Raw genomic sequence first — 22,708 nt, 5'->3', positions numbered from 1 at the left:
GGCTCAGCCGGAACGGGCGGCTCAGCCGGAACGGGCGGCGCGGGCAGCGGCCAGCCGGCAGAAGGCCGCGATGCCGAGGGTCTCGCCCCGGGCACCGGGATCGACCTCGGCGGCACGCGCCAGTTCCCCAGCGGCGGCGGGCGATCCGGCCCAGGGCGCCAGGGCCGTACGCAGGGTCTTGCGGCGCTGCGCGAACGCGGCGTCGATCGCGGCGAACACGTCCGCCCGCAGCAGCGCCGGACCGGGCAGGGACCTGCGGGCGAAGGCCACCAGCCCTGAATCGACGTTCGGCTGCGGCCAGAAGACCGGTCTGGGCACCGCGCCGGCCGGCCGGGCGTGCGCGTACCAGGCCAGCTTGACGCTGGGCGCCCCGTACACCCGGCTGCCCGGCGGCGCGGTGAGCCGGTCGGCAACCTCCGCCTGGACCATCACCAGCCCACGGCGCAGCGAGGGCAGCCGTTCCAGCAGCCCGAGCAGCAGCGGCACCGCGATGTTGTAGGGCAGGTTCGCGGCGAGCACCCCGGGCGCGGCCACGTCGGCGGGCAGGTCGACCGGGGTGACCCGCAGACCGTCGGCGGCCACCACGCGCAACCGCTCGGCGACGTCGGCCGGCAGCCGGGCGGCCACGGTCACCGGCAGGGCCGCGGCGAGGGGGCGATCCACCTCGACGGCGACGACGGCCTTCGCCGCCTCGACGAGCCCCAGAGTCATCGACCCGAGTCCTGGCCCGATCTCCAGCACCGTGTCGTCCGGGCCGACGCCGGCGAGCCGCACCAACCGGCGGACGGTGTTCGCGTCGACGAGGAAGTTCTGTCCGCGCCGTTTCGTCGGCCGCAGGTCCAGCTCGTGCGCGAGGGCCCGAAGTTCAGCCGGCGAGAACAGCGCGTCGGTGTCTACCAGGGCCCGAACACCCGCTCCGCGTTCGCGGCGATGTGCGTGCCGAGCTCGGCGACGCCGACGCCGCGGGTCTCGGCCAGCACCCGCAGCGTCAGCGGAATGAGGTACGGGCCGCCGGGCCGGCCCCGCCAGGGGGTCGGGGTGAGGAACGGCGCGTCGGTCTCCACCAGGATGAGATCCGCCGGGGCGACGGCCGCCGCCTCCCGCAGATTGGCGGCATTGGAGAAGGTGACGTTGCCGGCGAACGACATCACGTACCCGGCGTCCGCGCAGATCTTCGCCATCGCCGTGTCCCCGGAGAAGGCGTGGAAGACGACCTTCTCCGGGGCGCCCTCCTCGGCGAGGATACGCAGCGTGTCGTCGTGGGCGTCCCGGTCGTGGATCATCAGCGCCCGGCCGGTCTCCTTGGCGATCGCGATGTGGCGCCGGAAGCTCTCCTGCTGCGCGGCATGCGCCTCGGGTGGGGTGCGGAAGTAGTCCAGACCCGTCTCGCCGACCGCGCGCACGCGATCGGCGCGGGCCAACGCGGCGATGGCGGCGAACGTCTCCTCGGTGACCCCCCGGGCCGCCTCGTTGGGATGAATCGCGACGGCGGCGTAGATCTCCGGATGCGCCGCGGCAACCTCGGCCTGCCATCTGCTGGTGGGCAGGTCGATGCCGACGGTGACGGCCCGCGTGACACCGACCGCCCGGGCCGCCGCGATCGCCGCCGGAACTTCGGTGCCCATCAGGTCGAGATGACAGTGGCTGTCGACCACGGCCACGGGAAGAGGGTCCGGCGGTGGCGGCGGATCACCCGACCGGCCAGAGTTTCGCGCCACCTCACCCGCCCTCTCGTGCCCGCCCTTCGTTTCCTGAGGTCTGAAGTCTACGACCGCCGCCGGGTGTGCCAGACAACCCGGCATGGGACGCTAATCGGGTGAGCAAGCGCAAGGACCCCACGCGATGACGACACCGTTGACCGTTGCCCTGGTCACCCCGCTGACCGGTCCCGATGCCGCCCAAGGCCTCGCCGGGCTACGAGGGGTCACCCTGTGGGCGCGTGACGAACGCCTCCCACTGCCCTGGGACGAGGTGAGTCTCACCGCCTACGACGCGTATCCCGATTCGGCCGCCGCCATGCGCGCCGCGGTGGCCGCGGGGCCGGATGCCCTGCTCGGACCCTACGGCCACCGGGCGGCACTCGCGGCCTGCGCCTCGACGGACCGGGTGGTCTTCAACACCGGCGCCCCGTCCACGCGCTTCGTCCGGCAGGCGTTCCCGAACGTCGTGAACATCGCCGCGGCCACCTCGACCTGGCCGCGCGGGGTCCTCGCCGCCGTACGGGCGGCCGATCGACGGGCCCGCAAGGTCGTCCTGCTCGCCTCCGGGGACACCGCCGTCGAGATCACATCGGTGACGAAGGCCGCCGCGGTGGCGCAGTCGTTCGAGGTGGCCTCGCACGTCTTCCCCCCGGGCAAGGCCGCCCTCGCCGCGACCCGGCTGCCCCCGGGCGACATCCTCATCGTCCACGCCGGCCCGGACGACGAGCTGGCGGCGGCGAACATCCTGCTGCGCCGGCCGTGGCGGGCGGCCGCTTTCTCCACGGCCGTCAGTGCGCAGGCCACCGCGAGCCTGGGCGACCTGCGCGAGCAGCTGCTGGCGCCGGGCAGCTGGATGCCCGAGAGCACCCAGCCGACCGCGACCGGCCCGACCGCGCGGGAGTTCACCGCCGACTTCACCGCCCTGCACGGCGTCGCGCCGACCGAAACGGCGGCCTGGGCCTACGTCACTGGGCTGATCCTGGGACGGGCCATTCGCTACTGCGGAGGCGTGCAGGATGCCTCCGTGCTCGCCGCCGCCCGGGGCATCGACACGACCACGTTGCTCGGTCGCTTCCGGCTGGACGAGGCGACGGGGCTCCAGGTCGGCCACCAGATCCCGATCGTGCAGTGGCAGGCCGGTGCCTCCCGGACGGTCTGGCCCCGTGAGTCGGCGCGGGCACCGTTCGCCCATCCCCGGCTGTTCACCAGCCGACCGGGGATGGCGTCTCGGACTTCGCCGGGGACGCCCACGACCACGACCACGCCCACGCCCACGACCACGACCACGACCACGCAGCCTCGGACGCCTCCGGCCTCACGCACACTCCCCACCACGTGAGTGGCTCTCCGCCGCCAGCGGACCGTCCGGGGCGGCGGGTGAACCGTCCGGGGCGGTGGACCACCCGGAGCGGGTGAACGGTGGTTGGTTCGGGTGCCGCCGTGGTACTGAGAAGCTCTACGGCGGCACCTGCGCGGGCCGCGGAGGGGGAAAACATGGCGGCGGGTCCACTCGGTCGTGTTCCCGCGAGGCCGTGGCGCCGCCGGGCCGCGGTGGGCATCCTCGGCGGCCTGACGGTGGCCTTCGCGGTGGCGACGGCCCGGCTGTTCGTCTTTCCGCACCAGGATGCTCCCGCCCCGGTGGACGCGATCGTCATGTTCGCCGGGAGCCCGGGACGGCTCGAACGCGCCGTCGCACTCGCGCGGGCCGGCTACGCACCCGTGCTCGCGGTCTCGGCGCCGACGGAGAAGGACCCGTGCCCCGGGCCCATTCCCGGGGTGGAGGTGATCTGTTTCTCGCCCGATCCGCGGACGACCCAGGGCGAGTCGCGGTGGACCTCCGCGGCAGCGGCACGCCGCGGGTGGCATTCACTCATAGTCGTCGCCTCGACCTCGCAGAGCACGCGCGCCCGGCTGCGCCTCGCCCGTTGCTATGACGGCGAGACGCGGATGCAGGGGGTCCCGCCCCCCCGCCGGGCCTGGCCGTACGTGATCGCCTACGAGTGGGCGGCGCTGGGCAAGGCCCTCGTTCTCCAACGCCACTGCTGACCGCCAACCGTGCTCAGCGCCCGCCAGCCCGGTCCCCGGCCCGGTCCCCGGCCCGGACGGCGAGCTCCGCGGCATAGACCTCGTTGCGGGAGACGCCGTACTCGGCGGCCACGGCCTTGCGCGCATCCTTCGGGGACATCCCCGCCGAGGTTCGTCGGGCTACCTCGGCGACGAGGATCCTGCCGTCGATGATCGGTTCGGTCCCGCTCAGCCCAGCCCCGCCTGGTTCGGCCCCTCCTGGTTCGGCCCCGCCCCGGGTACCGCCGGCGACCACCAGCGTGAACTCCCCCCGGATGACCCGGCCGTCGGTGGCCCAGCCGAGCAGATCGGCGAGGTCGCCGCGGACGATCTCCTCGAAGGTCTTCGTCAGCTCGCGGCAGAGCACCGCCGGCCGGTCGGCGCCGAAGGCCGCGACGAGGTCGCGCAGGCCGGCCACGAGCCGGTGCGGGGACTCCAGGAACACCATCGTCCGCAGCTCGCCGGCCAGGTCGCGAAGGCGTCCACGCCGATCGCCGCCCTTGCGCGGCAGGAAGCCCTCGAAGGTCCAGCGGTCCGTCGGCAGCCCGCTGACGGCCAGGGCCGCGGTGACGGCGGACGGACCGGGAACGACGGTCACGGCCATCCCCGCGGCGGCGGCCGCGGCCACGACCCGGAACCCGGGGTCGGAGACGGCGGGCATCCCGGCGTCGGTGACGAGCGCGACGGTGGCGCCCTGGCGCAGGTAGTCGGTGAGCTGGGCGGCCCGGGCGCCTTCCACCGCGTCGTAGCACGACACGATCCGCCCGGACACCGTCACGCCGAGCGCGTGCGCCAGCCGTAGGACCCGGCGGGTGTCCTCGGCTGCGATCACATCCGCGGTGGCGAGGATCTCGCCGAGCCGAGGGCTGGCGTCCCGGACGTCGCCGATGGGGGCACCGCACAGCACCAGGGTCCCGGACACCCGACCAGTCTGTCAGGAGCCAGGACCTACCCTGATCGGTGTGACGGCGACGACGGCTCACCTGCCCTGGACGGCGACCGGTCGCGGGGACGCGGCGCGGGTGACCGGCCCGGGTTCCGCCGGCCCGGCCGGCGGTCGGGCGCTCTCGGTGCGTGAGCGGCTGTGTCCACCGATGCCGCGGTCGCCGCTCATGGGGTGGCTGGCGACCCTGTCCGTCGCGATCGTCGCCGGGCTGCTGCGTTTTTGGCACCTCACGGAGCCCCGCGGGATCTACTTCGACGAGGTCTACTACACCAAGGACGCCTGGGGCCTGCTGACGGCCGGGCATGAGATCAACTCGACGACCTGTTCCGGCCCGGCCTACGTCGTCCATCCGCCGTTCGGCAAATGGCTGATGGCCGCCTCCGAGGGCCTGTTCGGCTATACCGACTGCGCCGGGGTCCCGCACGGCAGTCCGGAGCTCGGCTGGCGGTTCTCGTCCGCGCTGTTCGGGACGCTCGCCGTCCTGGTCCTCGCCCGCGCCGCCCGACGGATGTTCCGCTCCACGCTCCTGGGCTGCTTCGCCGGTCTGCTCCTCGCCCTCGACGGGCTGGAGTTCGTGCAGAGCCGCATCGGGATCCTCGACATCTTCCTGATGACCGGCGTCGTCGTAGCGCTGGCCTGTCTGCTGCTCGACCGGGACGACGGCCGCCGCCGGCTCGCCGACCGGCTGGAACCGGTTGGTTCCAGCCCCGGCTCAGCACCCCTGGGGGACGAGGCCGCCGGCCCGGACGGCGGTACGGACGCCGGCCCGGACGGCGGCCCGGACGGCGGCCCGACCACGACGGCTCCGCCCACCCGGGCCGGCCGCCTCCTCGACACGTACGGGCCGCGGCTGGGGTTCCGCCCCTGGCGGCTGGCCTGCGGGGCGGCCCTGGGACTGTCCATGGGGGTGAAGTGGAGCGCCCTCTACACGATCATCGGCTTCGCGGCGCTCGCCCTCGCGTGGGACATCGGAGCGCGGCGCACCGCCGGAGCCCGCCGACCCGTGCTGGGAGCACTGCGCCGGGACAGCCCGGCCTGGTTCGCCGCGTTCGTACTCGTCCCCATCGTGACCTTCCTCGCCACCTGGACCGGCTGGTTCGTCACCGACGGCGGCTACTACCGCCACTACTACGGCAACGGTTTCGGCGCCGCGTGGCACGGCTGGTGGAAGTACCAGATGGCGGTGCTGAAGTTCCACGAGGGACTCCACGAGGGGCACGCCTTCGCGTCGCATCCGATGAGCTGGCTGGTGATGGCGCGGCCGGTCGCGTACTACTACTCCTCGCCGGCGTACGGGACCTCGGGCTGCCACGATCCGGCCGGCTGCTCCCGGGAGGTCATCGCCCTGGGCAACCCGGCGATCTGGTGGGTCGGCACGGCGGCGCTGGTCGCGATGCTCGCCTGGTGGGTCTCCCGGCGGGACTGGCGGGCGGCCCTGGTGCTGGTCGGGTTCGGCTCGGCCTTCGTGCCGTGGCTGCTGTTCCCGAACCGCACGATGTTCTTCTTCTACGCGCTGCCGTCGCTGCCGTTCCTGGTCCTCGCCATCACGGCGCTGGCCGGGCTTGTCCTCGGCCCCCGCGAGGCGTCGGAGACCCGCCGCCTGGTCGGGGCGCTGCCGGTCGGGGTCTACACGATCATCGTCGTGCTGCTCTTCGCGTACTTCTACCCGATCCTGGCCGCCGAGGTGATCCCCTACTCCTCGTGGCGCGCCCGGATGTGGTTCCCGGGCTGGATCTGAAAGGACACCACACCAGGCCCACAGTGCCGACCCGTGGACCCCCGACGAGGCCCCACGGCGTCGCCTCAACGTGATCCGACTCACGACTCCGCACCCCATTCGTGGCATCACCACCATAGGCGATGCAACCATTACGAATCGGCAAGCTGGAACAGCGACAGCCGCGGCGACAGGGGTTATCGAAGTTGGACGGTCACGAAGAGTCGAACAAGGACGCCACTAGCAGCACCGCCCTGACCCTTGAACGGGGGGGTCGCGTACAGCTCGAGAAGTCGATCCGAGAGGGTGGGGCGGTCACCATGCCCCGAGGCCGTGCGGCAGTGAGCGCCCAAACGGGTCTCCCTCCGACCTCCAACCACCGGAGACGGGTGTCGGGCGGGCCGAGACTGGGAGGAACCACCATGGCGGATGTGTCGGTACGCTTCGCGATGACCGATGACAGCGAGATCGTGCTGAACCTGTCGCTGACCCAGGCGATCCGGCTCACGGAGGCGATCGCGTCGAAGGTCAGCCAGGCGATGACCGAGCAGCCGCGAGCCGGCATGAACGGCAACGCCTACGGCCCCGGGGTGCGCCCCGGCCCCTATTCGACGTCCTGAGCCATCCGGCACCGAGCCGGGCTGTCCCCCCGGTGTCGGGCTATCCCCCGGTCAGCTGGGCGATCAGGGCCCGCAGCAGGTCGAGATCCCGGCGGCGCAGCTCGGCGACGGACGACGGATCCGGCCGCGTGGAGGCCAGCGCCGCACGCACCGAGCGCAGCTTGCCGCGCAGGATCTCCACGTCGGCGGGTGTCAGTAGACCGTCGCGCAGGACCAGCACGACGTGACCACCGTGCTGCACCACGTCCACCGGCTCGACCATCGGCAGCGTGACGACCCGGATACCGACGGGTGCCTCCTGGTCGTAGACGAGGCACAGCTGGTCCTCCGCCATCACCTCCGCGGTGCCGTCGTCCCACAGCACAGTCGCCCGGGCCGTGATGGGGGTCACACCGCGGGCCGACTCGACCCGCACGGGGTCGGCGTTCCCGGCCGGTTCGCGACGGCCGGCCGGGTGGACGGCGAGTACCGTGCCGCGCCGCGACCAGACCCCGCCACCGAGGTCGTCGACGGGGAAGACCCGGTCACCCCGGGCGAACATCACCAACGCGGCACGACCGTCCTCGGCGATCGGCGGGTGGGCGGCCATGGCGTGATCGTAGGTGGCCGCCGTGAGGGCCCGAGCGCCGAGACCCCACCAGGGCGCATCCGCAACACCCGCACACCCGCGCCGGGAACCACCGTTCCGCACCGGTGAACCGGTGCCGACGATCCTGGTAGCCACCGATGTGGCCGCGAACCACCACCGGCATCGCACGTTCACCGGCTCGCCGCGGCCACTGTGGCTTACGCCCGGTCATGGTCCCGTGGACTCCGCAACGGGTTACCTTCGCCTGGTTGCCACCGAATCGCGTGGCGACCGGCGGCGGTCGGAGGACGCGGGCGGCTCCTAGCGGGCCGCGACGGCACGGTCCATCCTCCCCCCTGTCCGCAACCCCCACGGCCGACCTCGGCCGGTCACGCTTCGCGGAGCCCACGAATGCCCGACACCGACTATCCGCCCATCGAAGAGCACGCGGTCATCGGCGACCTGCGTACCGTGGCCCTGGTCGCCACGGACGGCACGATCGACTGGTACTGCCCGCAGCGCTTCGACGCGCCGTCGGTTTTCGCGAGTCTGCTGGACGCCGACCGTGGCGGATCGTTCCGTATCCACTGTCCGGACTCCCGGGCCAGACAGCTCTACCTCCCCGACTCGAACATCCTGATGACCCGTTTCCTCGCCCCCCGCGCGGTCGGTGAGGTCATCGACTTCATGGTCCCGGTGGACAGCGACGTCACCGAGACACCGCACGTCGTGGTCCGCCAGGCCCGAGCGGTGCGTGGAACCGCCACGTTCCGGCTGCGCTGCGACCCCCGGTTCGACTACGGCCGGGCCCCGCACACCGTCACCCTGGTGCCCGGTTCGGGCGCGGTGTTCGAGTCGACCGCCGGCACCCTTGTGCTGCGCACGGCCCTGCCGCTGCGCGTCGAGGCCACGGCGGTGGTCGCCGAGTTCGAGCTGGCGATGGGCGAGTGTGCCGACATCGTGCTCGAGTGGAACTCGACCATCCGCCCATTGATCATCGGCGAGGCGGAGACGTTGTTCACCCGGACGCTGAACTACTGGCAGGCCTGGATCCGGCGCGGGCGCTATCACGGCCGGTGGCGGGAGATGGTGCTACGCAGCGCTCTCGTCCTCAAGCTGCTCGTCTACCGGCCCACCGGGGCGCTGGTGGCCGCGCCGACCACCTCGCTACCCGAGGAGCTTGGCGGCGTGCGCAACTGGGACTACCGCTACACCTGGATCCGCGACGCGGCCTTCACGGTGTACGCGCTGATGGCGCTCGGATTCACCGACGAGACCGCGGCGTTCATGGACTGGCTCGAACAGCGATGTCACGAGGCACCCAAGCACTGCGGGCTCTACGTGCTCTACAGCGTGGACGGCAACGCCGACCTGGACGAGCTGGTCCTCGACCAGCTGTCCGGCTATCGCGGCTCGAAGCCGGTGCGCATCGGCAACGCCGCCGCCACGCAGCTCCAGCTCGACATCTACGGCGAGCTGATGGACTCGGTGTACCTGTACAACAAGCAGGTCCCGATCTCCTTCCAGCTCTGGGAGGCGCTGGGCCGCCAGCTCGACTGGCTGGCCAGGCACTGGGACGAACCGGACGAGGGCATCTGGGAGACCCGGGGTGGGCGCCAGCGCTTCACCTACTCGGCCGTGATGACCTGGGTCGCCTTCGAACGGGCCTGCCGGATCTCGCGCCAGCGCGGCCTGCCCGGGCCGACGAACGAATGGAAGGACTACGCCGGGCGGGCCTACCGGTTCGTCCAGAACGAGGCCTGGAACCCCGCCCGCGGCGCCTACATGGAGTTCCCCGGCTCACCACGGATGGACGCATCCCTGCTGTGCATGCCGCTGGTGAAGTTCTCCGGCCCCACCGACCCCCGGTTCCTGTCGACCCTGGAACGGTTCAGCGGGGACCTGGTCAGCGACAGTCTGGTGCGCCGGTACGCCGCGGACGGCAGCGACGGCCTCACGGGTGACGAGGGCACCTTCAACCTGTGCTCGTTCTGGTACGTGGAGGCACTGACCCGGGCCGGTCGGGTCGCCGAGGCCCGGATGGTCTTCGAGAAGATGCTCACCTACGCCAACCACGTGGGGCTCTACGCCGAGGAGATCGGTTCCTCCGGGGAGGCGCTCGGCAACTTCCCGCAGGCGTTCACCCACCTCGCCCTGATCAGTGCCGCGATCCATCTCGACCGCGCGCTGGGGTGACCGACCCGAGGACAGGTGCGCGGTGACCACAGGTACGCGGTGAGCACGGGTGCGCGGTGAGCACGGGCGGTTTCCGGTGCCGGCGCGGCACGGCAGGATAGGCGGCGAGGACACGCACCGGAGCCGATAGCCTGAAGATCGGCACCGATGTTCGGAATGCGGGATCCTTCAAGGTCGGGATCCTCCGGGGTGCGGGATACGAGGGGCGAGGTCATGGCGGGACTGGACCGTTTCCGGGTGGTCGTGGAATCCGGGCGCGGAGATCGGACGGGAGTGGTCGTCCGGCTGCCCGGCGCACTCATCGTCGCCTGTGCCGGCCCGGCGGAGACGGCCGAGACGACCACCAGGCTGCTGGCGCTGTGCGCCGAGGTCGCTGCCGAGGTGGGCGCCACCGCGTCGACCATGGGTCGCCGGCTGGTACGTCGGGTCGCGGGGCTGCTGGCCGATGCCGATCCGGATCGGGTGCCCGACTTCAGCCTGCTGACCACGGTCAATGACCGGGTCGCCGCGCTGGTCCACGGGGCGATGGACGTCGTCGCGACGGGCAGCTGCGGAGTGACGCTCTCCGGCGTCGACTCGGCCACGTGGGTCGACCGGCTACTGCCCACCGAGATCAGCCGGATCGACGTCGGCCCCACCGGCCTGGTCGGGCCGACGGGTTTCCCCGGCGGGCTCGGCGATCTCGGTTTCCCGCTTGACCTGCGCATCGGGGCCGTGCCCGGGATCGGGGTGAGTCTGCTGCTCAGCGACACGCCGTCGCTGCCCGCGCCGAAGGCCTCCGCCGAGCAGCTGCTCGCCGGATTCGATCCGGTCCGGGAGCCGATGACCGGCGCCGCGCCCATCCCCACGCCGGGAACCCGCGCCCCCGATCCGATGCCGACCACCCCGCCGGCGCTCGCCCCCCTGCTCAGCAAGGAGGAGGAGGCCCATCGGCGCCGCGCCGCCGCCGAACCGACGCAGGCGGCCGACCTCGACGAGCTCGACGAGCTCGACGAAGATCCGCCCACCGAGCTGGCCCAGCGTGACTCGGTCCCGCGTGCCGGGAGCGATCTGGGTGGCAGGCACGGCCACGCCGGGCCCGTCGGCCACCGCGAGGGCCTCTCCGACGGTCTGGGCGACGACCTCACCGACGACGAGCACGACGCCCTGACCCAGCTCCCGGGCCAGAGCTTCACCGTCTCCGACCTCATCGAGGACGACGAGGCACCGACGATGCTGCCGAGCAGCGGCGAGCCTCAGGTCGAGGGTGTGCTGTGCGCCAACGGCCACTTCAACCACCCGCAGGCGCCGTACTGCTCCGAGTGCGGCCTGTCGCTCGCCCAGCAGAACACCCGCACGGTCTGGGGTCCCCGGCCGCCCGTCGGCGTCCTCGTCTTCGACGACGGCCAGACCATGAACGTCGACATGGACCTGGTGATCGGCCGCCAGCCGGACCGCGACGATGCGGTCCGGGCCGGGAAGGCACGGGCGCTGCCGGTCGAGGACGGTGAGAGCGCCGTCTCCCGGGTGCATGCCGTCATCACCCTCAACGGTTGGGACGCGGTCATCACCGACCAGGGTTCGGCGAACGGCACCTACATCGCCCCGCCGGAGGCGACCGTGTGGACGCCGCTGAGCCCGCACCAGCCGGCTCCCCTGATCCCCGGCACCCGCGTGCAGGTGGGCAAGCGGACGTTCGTCTTCAACTCCCACCTGCACGTTTGACCACCTGCCCGGGCAACCCACCCGTCCAGCCGAGGGGTTCATGACGACGACGGACGACAACCGGCCAGCCAGCAACGACCCGCCAGCCAGCGATGGCGATGCGGCGCGCGGGAGTGACGCGCGGCCGCGACGCCGCTGGGCCCGAAGCCGGCTGTGGTGGACGCCGATGGTGCTCGCCGTGGTAGCCGGCCTGCTGGCGGCCGGCGCGGCGCTGGGCAACCTCGCCAGCCGGTCACCGGACGAGGGGTCGGTCGATGTCGGCTTCGCCCGGGACATGTCCGAGCATCACGCCCAGGCCGTGCAGATGGCCATGATCGAGTTCAGTCACGGCGGTGACCAGGACACCCGCAGCGTGGCCCAGGACATCGCGCTAACCCAGCAACGCGAGATCGGCATCATGTCCTCATGGCTGTCCGGATGGGGGCGGCCCCAGTCCACCTCCGGGACACCGATGCGGTGGATGCGGGACTCCCGCACCGTCAACGGCGCCTCGGGCGGTCATGACGGTCATGACGGTCACGGCGCCGCCAGGCCCGGCATGGACCTGCCGGGCCTGGCCGGGGGTGCGGCGCAGGACGCGTCCAGCGACCCGCGGGACACCGCGCGCATGCCGGGTATGGCGACCCCCGCCGAACTGCAACGGCTGGCCTCGATCCGGGGCCATGACCTCGACGTCCTCTTCCTCACCCTGATGGTGCACCACCATCGTGGGGGGCTGGCCATGGCCCAGTACGCGGCGATGCACGCCGGTGAGGACCGGGTACGGGCGATGGCCAGGGCGATGGTGCTCGCCCAGTCGATGGAGATCGACCAGATGCAGCGCGATCTGGTACGCCTCGGCGCGCCTCGGGCCTGACCGGCGAACCCGCCTACTGTCACGACGAAACCGGCTTTGTATAGTCGAGTGGGACTAACCGGACTCGGGGAAGGCAGCCCCCTCGTCGCAGGGCAGGGGAGGCCGCCGTCATGCCTGATGTAACCGCCCGAGAGGCCGCCGACGCCGGGGGCTCCGTTCGCCGGACGGCCCCCAGCGGCCCCTGGTATTCCCGCCGCCGCACCGGCCGCTGGCCGGGAGTTCGTCACATCCGGGTGGAACTGCTCGCCGGCCTGGTGACCGCGCTCGCGCTGATCCCGGAGACGATCTCCTTCTCCGTGGTGGCGGGGGTCGATCCGAAGGTCGGTCTGTTCGCGTCGTTCACCATCTCGGTGGTCATCGCGTTCACCGGCGGACGCCCGGCGATGATCTCGGCGGCGGCAGGCTCCATGGCCCTCGTCGCAGCCCCCCTGGTCCGCGACCACGGCCTGAACTACCTGCTGGCGACGACCATCGGGGTGGGCCTGCTGATGTTTGTGCTCGGCCGGCTCCGGGTGGCACGGTTGATGCGGTTCGTCCCGCGGAGCGCGATGATCGGCTTCGTCAACGCGCTGGCCATCCTCATCTTCACCGCGCAGATGCCGCACGTGATCGGCAAGTCGTGGCAGGTCTACGCCCTCGTCGCCGCGGGCCTCGCCATCCTGCTGGCTCTCCCCCGCCTGACCAGAGCGGTCCCGCCGCCGCTCGTGGCGGTGGCGGTCCTCACCCTCGTCACCGCCGGTTTCGACATCTCCGTCCCTACCGTCGGCAACGAGGGCCGGCTGCCGAGCTCACTGCCCGTCCCCGGTGTGCCTGACGTGCCGCTGACCTGGGAGACACTGCGGATCATCGCCCCGTACGTGGTGGCGCTCACCGCCGTCGGCTTGGTGGAGACGCTGCTGACCGCGCAGATCGTGGACCGGTTGACCGACACCACGCATGACCCGAACCGCGAATCCTGGGGCCTGGGTGTCGCCAACATCGTCAACGGGTTCTTCGGCGGGATGGGCGGCTGCGCCATGATCGGCCAGACGATGGTGAACGTCAACTCGGGCGGGCGGGGCCGGCTGTCGACCTTCGCCGCCGGCGCTTTCCTGCTCATGCTGGTCGTCCCGCTGCGCGACCTCGTACGGGTCATCCCGATGTCGGCGCTGGTCGCGGTGATGATCCTGGTGTCGGTCATGACCTTCGAGTGGCGCAGCATCCAGCCCTCGACGCTGCGCCGGATGCCCCGCGGCGAGACCGCGGTCATGGTGGCGACCGTCGCCGTCGTGGTGCCCACCCACAACCTCGCCTACGGCGTCGGGGTGGGCGTCATGCTGGCCGCGTTGCTGTTCACCCGCCGGGCCGCGAACCTGGCGCTGGTGACCAGCGTGCTCGACCCGGAGGGCCGGGAGAGGATCTACGTCGTCCAGGGCACGCTGTTCTTCGCATCGACCAGTGATCTGGTGAACGCCTTCGACTACGCGTGCGACCCCGAACGGGTGGTCATCGACCTCTCGGAGGCCCACCTTCTCGACTCGGCGGCGGTCACCGCCCTCGACGACGTGCGCGCGAAGTACCGCGAACGCGGCACGCAGGTGAACCTGGTCGGGGTGAACGCCCGCAGTGCCACTCTGCTGCACAAGCTGTCCGCCGAGCCGGCGCAGGTGGAACCGGCACCGACCGAACCGGCGCCCACCCGCGTCCGGTGAGGTCGAGCTGACCGCGAATACACTCTGCCATTAGATGCTTACTCAGATAATTGCCCTGAGGATGGTGGCGGGATGGCCGGAGAGAAGGGCGCCGGGCTCACTCAGGGTCTGATCGACTTCGCCCGGCGCCAGCCCGCCGTGGTCGTCATCATCATCGTCCTAGGCGGGTTGTACCTTGCCAGGTCCGGCCCGAGCCCGGGTTCCCGGGCCGTCCTCGTCCCCGGGATCGAGTTCCCAGCCCCGTCCCTGATCACCCGCAACCGGACAACCTATGCCTTCGGTGTGGACCCGGACTCCCCCGGCACCGTTGACGTGCTCTCCAGCCGGGACCGCCGGAGCTGGACGATCGAGCCGGCCGCGCTGCGCGCCCTGCCGCCCTGGGCCGATCCCGCGGGCGGCCTCGGCCCGGCTGCCGTCGGCGCCTTCGGCCACGGGTTCGTCATGTACTACGCGACGGCCGTGCGTGGCCTCGGCGTCCGCTGTATCTCCGCGGCGACCGCCGACTCCGCCGACGGTCCGTTCGTCGACACCTCCCTCGCGCCCTTCATCTGCCAGACCGCGGACGGCGGCAGCTCGGATCCGAGTCCCTTCGTCGACGAAGCCGGACGCGCCTACCTGGCCTGGGCGAGCCCCGGGGCGGGCGGCGGCTCGGACCGGAACCACGGCGCGCCGCCCACCCTGTGGGCGGCGCGGCTGCGGTCCGACGGACTCGTGCTCACCGGCGAACCCGCCATCATGCTCCGCCCGAGCCTGTCCTGGCAGCAGGGGCGGATCTCGGCACCATCGATGATCTCAGCCCGCGGGCGTCACCATCTGCTCTATTCGGCCGCGTCGCCGCTCGGTGGACGGCAGGTGGTGGCGACCGCGTCGTGCAAAGGGCCGCTCGGGCCCTGCCTGCCGGCGGGCGAACCGATGCTGACCGGGGGAAAGGTCGGCTTCGGACCGAACGGGGCCCATGCCTTCACCGACGCGCGGGACCGCTGGTGGGTGGGGCTGCACAGCTGGGACTCCCGACCCGACGGCGCCTACCTGCCGATCGGTCGGTTCGTCGTCGCTCCGCTCGACGTCACCCGGGACGCGGTGACGCTGCACGTCGATTCCCTCGTCCGGGGACGGGTTCTTGATCCGGATGAGCGTGACCCGCCCCACGAGCGCCGCCGGCAGCACGAGGATCGGGTAGACGGCGAGGACCGGGTGGGATAACCAGCTGATGGGCCGGCTCCCCGTCGTCTTCGCGGACTACGACATTCCGGATCCGGGCATTCCCGGTATCTCCACCGAGGACCACGAGGCCATGGAGATGCCGACAGAGCGACTCACGAACAAAGTGCCTTACAGACCAAGCGACTTACGGAGAAGTTCCATATGCCAGTCGAACTGAATCATACTATTGTGCATGCCCGGAATAACCGGGAATCGGCCGAGTTTCTGGCGGATATCCTGGATCTCGAGGTCGGCGCCGCGTGGGGGCCGTTCATCCCAGTCGTCACCGCAAACGGTGTCACCTTGGACTTCGCCACCGCCCCGGTTGGGTCGATCACTGTGCAGCACTACGCGTTCCTGATCTCCGAGGAGGAGTTCGACGCGGCGTTCGAGCGGATCCAACGGGCCGGGATCACCTACTATGCGGATCCGCACCGCAGGCACCCGGGCGAGATCAATCATAATGACGGCGGACGCGGGTTGTACTTCCTGGACCCGGCCGGTCACGGCATGGAGATCATCACCCGTCCCTACGGGGGATTCGAAGCAGATTCCAGAGCAGTCTGAGATCGGGAACAGTCCGAAATCGGCGAGCAGACCGATAAGGAGCACCTTTTATCGGTCATATGGGCTCGATGGAACGTGGCGTGCGCCACTGCGGCCAGCGGTCAGCGGCGAACAGGTCGATATTTGCCGCGAGGCTCCACGCCGGGCGGAGTCATGATCCACGTGTGACAGTTCGCCAGAGAGTGCAGCGACCGGTCGCGGTCCCCCGACCTGGACGTCCAGCGCGGACGTCCAGCGCGGGCGTCCGGGGCATTCGCACCTGGCGAGCGTCCACGGGAAGGGTGCGCTGTGGGTAAACAATCCGTGGAGACAACGGATGCACGAGCTGGCGAGGCCCCCAAGCAACAGGCCAGCACGCAGGATCAGGTCGATGCGGTGCCGGCGCCCGGCCAGTGCACTTTGAGTGAACTACTGGCAGTTCTCGACCTCGGCGGGGATGTTCCGCCGGTGCCGGCCCGATGCCTGCCCAGCACACACGGCGGCGTCCTCGGGGCGCAGCTGCTCGGCCAGCAGATCGTTCTCGCCGAGCGCATGACCCCCAACAAGATCACGCACAGCCTGCAGACGGTGTTCATGCGCCCCGGCGACTGCCGCCAACCGGTCTGGATCGACGTCGAGCGGCTGGCCCACGGGCGGTCGATCGACTCCCTCGCCCTGACCTTCCGGCAGGACTCGTTGCAGATCTGCCGGGCGGACGTGATGCTCCGTTCCCCGGAGCCGGACTTCCTGCGCCTGCGCTCCACCGAGTCCGACTTCCTCGGCCCGCAGCACGCCAGCCCCCTTGACCGTCCGATGATGCCCTGGGAAGTTCGGGTGCTTCCCCGAGCGGACACCCATCAGCTGGACCAATGGCAGCGCATCCCCGAGGCGCCGGAGGACCGGTCCCTGTGGAGGGCGTTCATCGCACACAGCTGCGAGTTGCTGCCGCTGTCCGACCTGCTGGCCGTCACCGGCCTGACCCCCACCAAGCGCCTGGCAGTCGCTGTCCTATCGCAAAATGTGACCTTCTACGACGACCTGGACGTCCGGGACTGGCATCTGTTCCGGGTGCGTACCCTGCACGCGGGCCACGGCCGGGCGATCAGTCGCGTCGAGGTCTTCGGCCCGGACGGGGAGCTACGCGCGGGCAGTGAGCTCGTCGGGCTGCTGCGCGGATCCGCGATCTGATGTCCGCACGGCTGATGGATCAGATCTCCGCGAGTGCCTGGTCCTCGTCATCCGAGGCCCCGGACGCGGTCTTCTCCGTCGCGCCGAGGGGCGGCTCCGGCTCGGGCCGCCGGACACGGGGCAGCAGCAGCGCGGCCAGGATCCCGACCGCGAGGACGCAGCCGCCGATGAACAGCCCGAGGGAGTAGCCGGAGGCCAGCGCGTCGAGCCGCGCGGCCCCGTGCCTGAGGCGGCCGTCGGTATGCCTGGTCGCGATCGTCGACACCGCGGCGAGGCCGATCGCCGCGCCGATCTGACGGCTGGTGTTGATCAGACCCGACGCGAGGCCCGCCAGGCGCATCGGCACGCCCGCCGTGGCCGCAGCGACCATCGCGACCATGATAGACCCCACCCCCAGCCCGACGATCAGGACCGGGCCGAACACGTGCACCCAGTACGAGCCGTGCCGGGTGATCGTCGACATCCAGAGCAGACCCGCCGTTCCGCTCGCGAGACCGAACACGATGATCGGCCGCGGACCGAGCCGCCCGATCATCCGGGTGACAATCCGCGAGGCAACGATGATCATGAGCGGCATCGGGAGCATGGCCGCCCCGGCGCGCAGCGGGCTGTAACCCTGAACCTGCTGGAGGAAGAGGGTAAGGAAAAAGAAGATCGTGAACATAGCGGCGCCGAGGAAGGCGGCGACCGAGTTCGCCGCGGCGAGCCCGGGGTAGCGGAAGACGCTCAGCGGCACCAGCGGGGCGGGGGTCGTGGCCTCGACGGCCACGAACGCGGCAAGAAGCACTACCGCCCCAGCCAGCATCCCGAGTGTGACCGGGGACGTCCAGGAGGAACTCTCGGTGCGGACGATGACGTAGACCGACAGCACCAGACCCCCGGTGACGGTCACCGTGCCGGGAATGTCGAGATCACGCAGCCGGCTCAGCTGGCCCCGCGACTCGACGAGCACGAGCCGGGCGGCCACGAGGAGCGCCACGCCGATCGGCACGTTGACGAACAGCACCCACCGCCAGTTCGCGACCTCGGTCAGCGCACCGCCGACGATCGCGCCAAGCGCCCCGCCGCTGGCCGCGGTGGCGCCCCACGCGCCCAACGCCCGGGTCCGCTCCCGCCCCTCGGCGAAGGAGGTCATCAACAGGGTCAGCGTCGCCGGGGCGAGCACGGCCCCACCCAACCCCTGCACGGCCCGGGCGACGATGAGCTGCGCCTCGGTCCGCGCAAAACCACCGCCGAGGCTCGCCAGGGTGAACAGCGCCAGCCCGGCCACAAACACCCGGCGGCGACCGAACAGATCCGCCGCCCGGCCGCCGAAGAGCAGCAGACCCGCGAACGCGATCGTATAGGCGTTGACCACCCACTGCAGGCCGCTCGCCGTCATCCCGAGATCGGTCTGCATCGACGGCAGCGCGACGTTCACGATCGAAATGTCCAGAACGACCATGAACTGGGCCAGGCAGCAGACGGCCAGCACGGCCCAGCCCGGAATCCGCAGGCCCGGCGGTGCGCCACCTTCCGGCGAGGCGCCCGCCCCGGTACCGGCGGTCCTGCCGACCACGGCACCGCCCTCACCCGAACCACCCTCACCCGAACCACCCTCGTCCGAATCTGCCCTCACCCGAATACCTCCAAGCTCCAGCTTTCGTACAGCTCCAGCTTTCGTACAGCTCCAGCTTTCGTACACCGTACGAAGGCTGGGCCAACCCTACGCCGTACGATGTACCAACGCCAAAATGGCAGCCCGTGCCTCCTGCCAGGAGGCGTCCTGCCAGGAGGTGAGTGGCGATGGCGGCGCCGCCGAGTGCGGCCCCGGGGCGGCCCCCGGGGAAGCCGATGGCACGGGTGTCCACCCCACCGGGATGCCGGACGCCCCTGAGCGGTGAACGGCTGGCCCTGGCCGCAATGGAGATCGCCGACGCGGAGGGGCTCGCGGCGGTGTCGATGCGGCGGATCGCCGCACACCTGGGCGTCGGGACGATGACGCTCTACCACCACGTCCGGGACAAGGACGAACTGACCGGCCTGATGTGGGACGCGTTCCTGGCCGGGCATCTGCTGGACGAGGTTCCCGAGGACTGGCGGGACGGCCTCACCCAGATCGCCCGGCGCGCGAGGCGGTCCTTCCAGGAACATCCCTGGGCCCTTCGGATCGGCATCCGCCGGGGTTTCGGTCCCAACAAGCTGCGGCACATCGAGCAGTGCCTGACCATCGCCTCGAAGATCACCGATGATCCGCAGGACCAGCTGCGCATCATCCACTCGCTTAATGATCTGGTGGTCGGCTGCACGCTGCGCGAACTCGGCGACCGAGAGGATTTCGACCGCCGACGGCCTCCGGCGGCCGACGCCCAGAATCGCCCCGGTGTCCCGACGGCGCAACCGGTTTTCTCCGTCCATGTCCTTGACGCCCAGGTCCTCAACCGCGCGCAGAGCGCCGAGGACGCACAGACCGCCGAGAAGGAGTACCCACGGCTGCGCGCCATCGCCGCCCTCGGCTGCGGCTACACGGCGCCGCGCTTCGAGCAGGCGCTGAAATGGCTTCTCGACGGGATCGCCGTCGCGTACGCGCCGGAGCCGCCAACCGACCAATGATCGGTCGGCCGGGAAGTAGCCGACCGGGGAACAGCCGGGCGATGTTCCGCCGACGATGATCACTGCGCTCGTGTCCGGTGCCCGCCGACGTCACGGCGGATGCCGAATTCGCTGCGGATGCGAAGAAGGGCAAAGAAGGAGGCGTAGCGGTCTTCACGGACACGACTGGAGTAGCTACCGTCGGAGAGAATAAACGCCGCTGACCGTCCACGAGCCGCATTCGGGGCATTATCACCATGACCGCTCGGCTACCTCGTCACGTCGCGCCGCTCGCCGTTGGCGAGCCCACCTCACTCGGGCCCTACCAGCTGCTCGGTCGGCTGGACGCCGGCATCACCGGCATCGTCTATCTGAGCCGTGCGGTCGGAGGCGCGCAGGTCGCGGTCCGCGCGCTGCACCCGGGCGACGCCCTGCGCGCGGACATGCGGGCCCGGTTCGCGGCGGCGATCGACCGCGCTCGCGTGCTGGCCGGGGCACACACCTGCGGCGTGCTCGACGCCGCGCCCGCCGCCGAGCGGCCCTACATGGTCACGGAGTTCGTCGGGGGCCCGACCCTGGCCCGCGAGCTCACCGAACGCGGACCGCTGTCCTCGGACGAGATCGACCGCCTTGCCCGGACCCTGTTGGAGACCATCGATGCGGCGCACCGCACGGTCGGCGCACTCGGCGACCTGACGGCAACGGATGTCGTGCTCTCCGTTACCGGGCCGCGGCTGGTCGACCTGGGTGTCGCGGCGGCCCTGCGGCCACTGCTGCTGTCCCCCGCGGCAGGCTCGGCCGGCGGGACGGCGCCGCCCGGGACGCCGCACATCGTCGCCGGGCGCTCCGGCCACCTGTGGCCTCCCCCCAGCAGCCCCGGCTATGTGCCCGGCTATGGCTACGGTCCCGCGGCGGGTGGCTGGGAGGGCCCCGCCGCCGACATCGTCGCGTGGGCCGGGATCGTCGATCTGGCCGCGACGGGAAAGCCCAGCGGGTCTGCCGAACCCGCGGCCCGGGCCGGACGACGCCGCGCCGACCGGTCGGAGCACACGGCTCCCATCGGCGAGGGGGTGCGGCGAGCGCTCGCCCGTGTGCGACAGGCCGATGGGGCCTCTCTGCCCGATACCACCGAACTGCTGGCGCTGCTCGCCGGATCGAAGCCGCGGTCGACCCGAGCGGCGTGGGGCCGTGGCCGACAGGTCGCCACGGCTCACGGCGGGCGGGCGGGCGCCGCGACGACAGGCGCGGATCCGCGGCCTGGGCCTACCGATCCTCGACCACCGACCCGGATGGCTCCCCCCGGAAAGGCTCCCCTCAGGACGGCCACGGGCGGGCGGCACAGCACCGGTCGGCGGGCACCGAGCCCCACCGGGAGTGTCCCTGACCCGATGGCCGCCCGGGCGCTGCCACCGCTCCCGACACTGCCACCGACGCCGACCCCGACCCCGACACTGCCACCGCCGGAGCGCCCGCCCCCGGACCGCCGGGAGGCTTCCCCCCGTCCGGATTCCGGGCGAGCGGACTCCGGGCGAGCGGCACCGGTGAGATCCACATCAGCGAGGCGGGCGGCCGAGCCACGGGTGGAACGCCTGCCGGCGGACCCGCTCGTTCGTGCTCGCCGGTCCCGGATGCGCCCGGTCGCCGCATTCGCGGTGGCCGCGGTGGCCGCGGTGGCCGCCGCAGCCACCGCTGCGGGGCTCAGCTCCTCGCCCGACGACGTGACCACGGGTGCGCGTGCTCCGTTGCACGAGTCACAGCCGGACGACGGCGGCACCGTGGACACTCCGAGCAGCGGCCGGTCCGGATCCCGCGAGGGCCGCCCGGCCGTGCGGACACCAGCCGCCCCCCGGCCCGCCGCGTCAGGCAGCCCCGCCACGGAGGAGCCCGCCGTGGACGAACCCGGCTCAGGTGGGCCCAGCGCCCCCGGCGGCGGATCCGTCCTCGGCCCGACCGAAGAGGAACAGCAGAACGACCTGGCGGCGGAGGACTTCGCTCTGAACACCCTGCGCCTCGCGGCGGGTGGCAGGTCCGCGCCGCCCGGGCGCTCCTCCGGCGGCCCGGCGTCGGCGGCCTCCCCGCCTGCGCACCAGGCACCGCCCGTTCTCGCCGCCGCGCCGCCGGTGCCGACCAGGCCGTCCGCAGCGGCGGCAGGAGTGGCCGCCGGGCCGATCGAGGCCAGGACCCCGACCACCGGTGGCCGGACCACCCGCGCGGCAACGACCGCCAGCGCAGCTTCCGTGACCTCCACGGCGACCAAGCCCCCGACCCGGCCGGCAACGACCCGGCCACCGGCCACGACGGCTCCGGCCAGGAGGAGTCTCGCCCCGGTGCAGGTGGACGTCGTGACGTTGGCCCCGCGGTAGCCCAGACCCCGCGGCGACCTCCGACGGTTACCGCTGTCGTTCGCCCGAGCCGGCGACGGAGGTCGCCCCCGCCCGTACGGCACCGTCGGGCCAGATGATCTGGAGGGGTTTGCGTCGCCAGCGCGCATAGGAGACGACGTCCGCCGTCCCCCCGAAGCCACGCGCCGGCAGACCGTCCCACACCGCGAGAACCCGGTCGGATGCGTCGACCAGAAGGCGGCTCGCCGACATCAGGCTGGGCAGATCGGGCTTCGCCCGGTCCTGGCTGCGTATCTCGGTGGCGCGGCCGAGCAGCCGGTCGTAGTCGCGCCGATGCGCAGCGGGTTGAAAGTCCCGGTAACCGGCCGCGGGTATCATGACGATGAGCCGGCCCCCAAGTTCGAGGACCACGTCGGCGAAGATGGTGTCCGCTCCTTCGGCCAGGCAGCTGATCCCGGTCAACCCGGCCGCGGCGAGAGGCGCCAGCACCCGGCGCATCTCGCCGGCCGTGTATTCGGCTTGCCCGCCGGAGAGCCCGCGGTGACCCGTCACCCCGATGACGATCATGACGTTGTCACCCCGTCCGGCGGTGACGACGGAAACAGCGGTGACCATCGCGCGATGCAGCGCCCGATGCGGACCGCGACGGCCAGGGTCGGCGTCGAGAGAACACCGGGCGAATGTACCCAAGGGGATCCGGGGCCAGGGCGGTTCGTCACCGGATCGGGCCTGTCACGGGGCTGTGGCGGGGTCGCCTGGCTCCTGCATTCGACCGCATTCCGACCCGCAGCGACCC

The 22,708-nt window shown here is 71.7% G+C and carries 19 protein-coding genes; 13 read left to right on the top strand and 6 right to left on the bottom strand.

Annotation, left to right across the window (positions count from 1 at the left end; translation table 11 throughout):
* Nucleotides 1-21: 21 nt before the first annotated feature.
* Together rsmA and AC08OO_RS08885 are read right to left on the bottom strand one after the other, a co-directional pair.
* Nucleotides 22-774 (bottom strand): 16S rRNA (adenine(1518)-N(6)/adenine(1519)-N(6))-dimethyltransferase RsmA, encoded by a 753-nt coding sequence (gene rsmA, locus AC08OO_RS08890; protein WP_476609891.1) that lies wholly within the window; start codon nt 772-774, stop codon nt 22-24.
* A 119-nt stretch (nt 775-893) separates the two neighbouring features.
* A complete protein-coding gene (locus AC08OO_RS08885; RefSeq protein ID WP_476609876.1) occupies nt 894-1,718 on the bottom strand; it encodes a TatD family hydrolase in 825 nt (274 codons plus the stop codon).
* 124 nt (nt 1,719-1,842) lie between these two features.
* Here AC08OO_RS08885 and AC08OO_RS08880 point away from each other — a divergent pair, with 124 nt between their 5' ends.
* On the top strand, nt 1,843-3,039 hold the full coding sequence (locus tag AC08OO_RS08880) for an ABC transporter substrate-binding protein (RefSeq protein ID WP_476618406.1): 1,197 nt from the start codon (nt 1,843-1,845) through the stop codon (nt 3,037-3,039).
* A 155-nt stretch (nt 3,040-3,194) separates the two neighbouring features.
* Nucleotides 3,195-3,746, top strand: coding sequence for a YdcF family protein (locus AC08OO_RS08875; RefSeq protein WP_476609878.1), 552 nt, complete (start codon nt 3,195-3,197; stop codon nt 3,744-3,746).
* 13 nt (nt 3,747-3,759) lie between these two features.
* Here the strand turns inward: AC08OO_RS08875 and rsmI are convergent, their stop codons facing one another.
* Nucleotides 3,760-4,686 carry a 16S rRNA (cytidine(1402)-2'-O)-methyltransferase gene (gene rsmI / locus AC08OO_RS08870; protein ID WP_476609879.1) on the bottom strand — a complete coding sequence of 309 codons (927 nt, stop codon included), beginning with the start codon at nt 4,684-4,686 and terminating at the stop codon, nt 3,760-3,762.
* Between the two features lie 40 nt (nt 4,687-4,726).
* Between rsmI and AC08OO_RS08865 the strand changes: the two genes are divergently transcribed.
* Complete coding sequence (locus AC08OO_RS08865) at nt 4,727-6,448, top strand: dolichyl-phosphate-mannose--protein mannosyltransferase (protein ID WP_476618405.1); 1,722 nt, start codon at nt 4,727-4,729, stop codon at nt 6,446-6,448.
* 401 nt (nt 6,449-6,849) lie between these two features.
* Nucleotides 6,850-7,047: a hypothetical protein gene (locus AC08OO_RS08860; protein WP_006541195.1), complete on the top strand. Its 198-nt coding sequence runs from the start codon at nt 6,850-6,852 to the stop codon at nt 7,045-7,047.
* 40 nt (nt 7,048-7,087) lie between these two features.
* Here the strand turns inward: AC08OO_RS08860 and AC08OO_RS08855 are convergent, their stop codons facing one another.
* On the bottom strand, nt 7,088-7,636 hold the full coding sequence (locus AC08OO_RS08855; RefSeq protein WP_476609881.1) for a hypothetical protein: 549 nt from the start codon (nt 7,634-7,636) through the stop codon (nt 7,088-7,090).
* Between the two features lie 390 nt (nt 7,637-8,026).
* On the opposite strand from AC08OO_RS08855, the gene AC08OO_RS08850 reads away from it, so the two are divergent.
* The 7 genes from AC08OO_RS08850 (at nt 8,027) to AC08OO_RS08820 (ending at nt 16,999) form a co-directional block, all read left to right on the top strand.
* On the top strand, nt 8,027-9,811 hold the full coding sequence (locus tag AC08OO_RS08850; protein ID WP_011438346.1) for a glycoside hydrolase family 15 protein: 1,785 nt from the start codon (nt 8,027-8,029) through the stop codon (nt 9,809-9,811).
* Between the two features lie 213 nt (nt 9,812-10,024).
* Nucleotides 10,025-11,515, top strand: a complete 1,491-nt coding sequence (locus AC08OO_RS08845; RefSeq protein WP_476609882.1) for an FHA domain-containing protein — start codon at nt 10,025-10,027, stop codon at nt 11,513-11,515.
* Between the two features lie 40 nt (nt 11,516-11,555).
* Nucleotides 11,556-12,371, top strand: a complete 816-nt coding sequence (locus AC08OO_RS08840) for a DUF305 domain-containing protein (protein ID WP_476609883.1) — start codon at nt 11,556-11,558, stop codon at nt 12,369-12,371.
* Nucleotides 12,372-12,481: 110 nt separating this feature from the next.
* On the top strand, nt 12,482-14,062 hold the full coding sequence (locus tag AC08OO_RS08835; protein WP_476609884.1) for a SulP family inorganic anion transporter: 1,581 nt from the start codon (nt 12,482-12,484) through the stop codon (nt 14,060-14,062).
* Between the two features lie 72 nt (nt 14,063-14,134).
* Nucleotides 14,135-15,265: a family 43 glycosylhydrolase gene (locus AC08OO_RS08830; RefSeq protein ID WP_476609885.1), complete on the top strand. Its 1,131-nt coding sequence runs from the start codon at nt 14,135-14,137 to the stop codon at nt 15,263-15,265.
* Nucleotides 15,266-15,427: 162 nt separating this feature from the next.
* Nucleotides 15,428-15,832 carry a VOC family protein gene (locus AC08OO_RS08825; RefSeq protein ID WP_476609886.1) on the top strand — a complete coding sequence of 135 codons (405 nt, stop codon included), beginning with the start codon at nt 15,428-15,430 and terminating at the stop codon, nt 15,830-15,832.
* A gap of 288 nt (nt 15,833-16,120) precedes the next feature.
* Nucleotides 16,121-16,999, top strand: a complete 879-nt coding sequence (locus tag AC08OO_RS08820) for an acyl-CoA thioesterase (RefSeq protein ID WP_476609887.1) — start codon at nt 16,121-16,123, stop codon at nt 16,997-16,999.
* Between the two features lie 19 nt (nt 17,000-17,018).
* Here the strand turns inward: AC08OO_RS08820 and AC08OO_RS08815 are convergent, their stop codons facing one another.
* Nucleotides 17,019-18,617, bottom strand: coding sequence for an MFS transporter (locus AC08OO_RS08815; RefSeq protein ID WP_476609888.1), 1,599 nt, complete (start codon nt 18,615-18,617; stop codon nt 17,019-17,021).
* A 215-nt stretch (nt 18,618-18,832) separates the two neighbouring features.
* On the opposite strand from AC08OO_RS08815, the gene AC08OO_RS08810 reads away from it, so the two are divergent.
* Entirely contained in the window at nt 18,833-19,591 is a 759-nt protein-coding gene (locus tag AC08OO_RS08810) for a TetR/AcrR family transcriptional regulator (protein ID WP_476609889.1), read from the top strand.
* 236 nt (nt 19,592-19,827) lie between these two features.
* Nucleotides 19,828-21,933: a hypothetical protein gene (locus AC08OO_RS08805; RefSeq protein WP_476618404.1), complete on the top strand. Its 2,106-nt coding sequence runs from the start codon at nt 19,828-19,830 to the stop codon at nt 21,931-21,933.
* A 27-nt stretch (nt 21,934-21,960) separates the two neighbouring features.
* Here AC08OO_RS08805 and AC08OO_RS08800 read toward each other — a convergent pair whose 3' ends face one another.
* On the bottom strand, nt 21,961-22,527 hold the full coding sequence (locus AC08OO_RS08800; protein WP_476611431.1) for a hypothetical protein: 567 nt from the start codon (nt 22,525-22,527) through the stop codon (nt 21,961-21,963).
* Between the last annotated feature and the right edge of the window lie 181 nt (nt 22,528-22,708).

Source organism: Frankia sp. CeCAU1, from assembly GCF_977971845.1.
The sequence above is the reverse complement of the archived record's forward strand: the minus strand, read 5'-3'. Positions and strand labels throughout refer to the sequence as shown.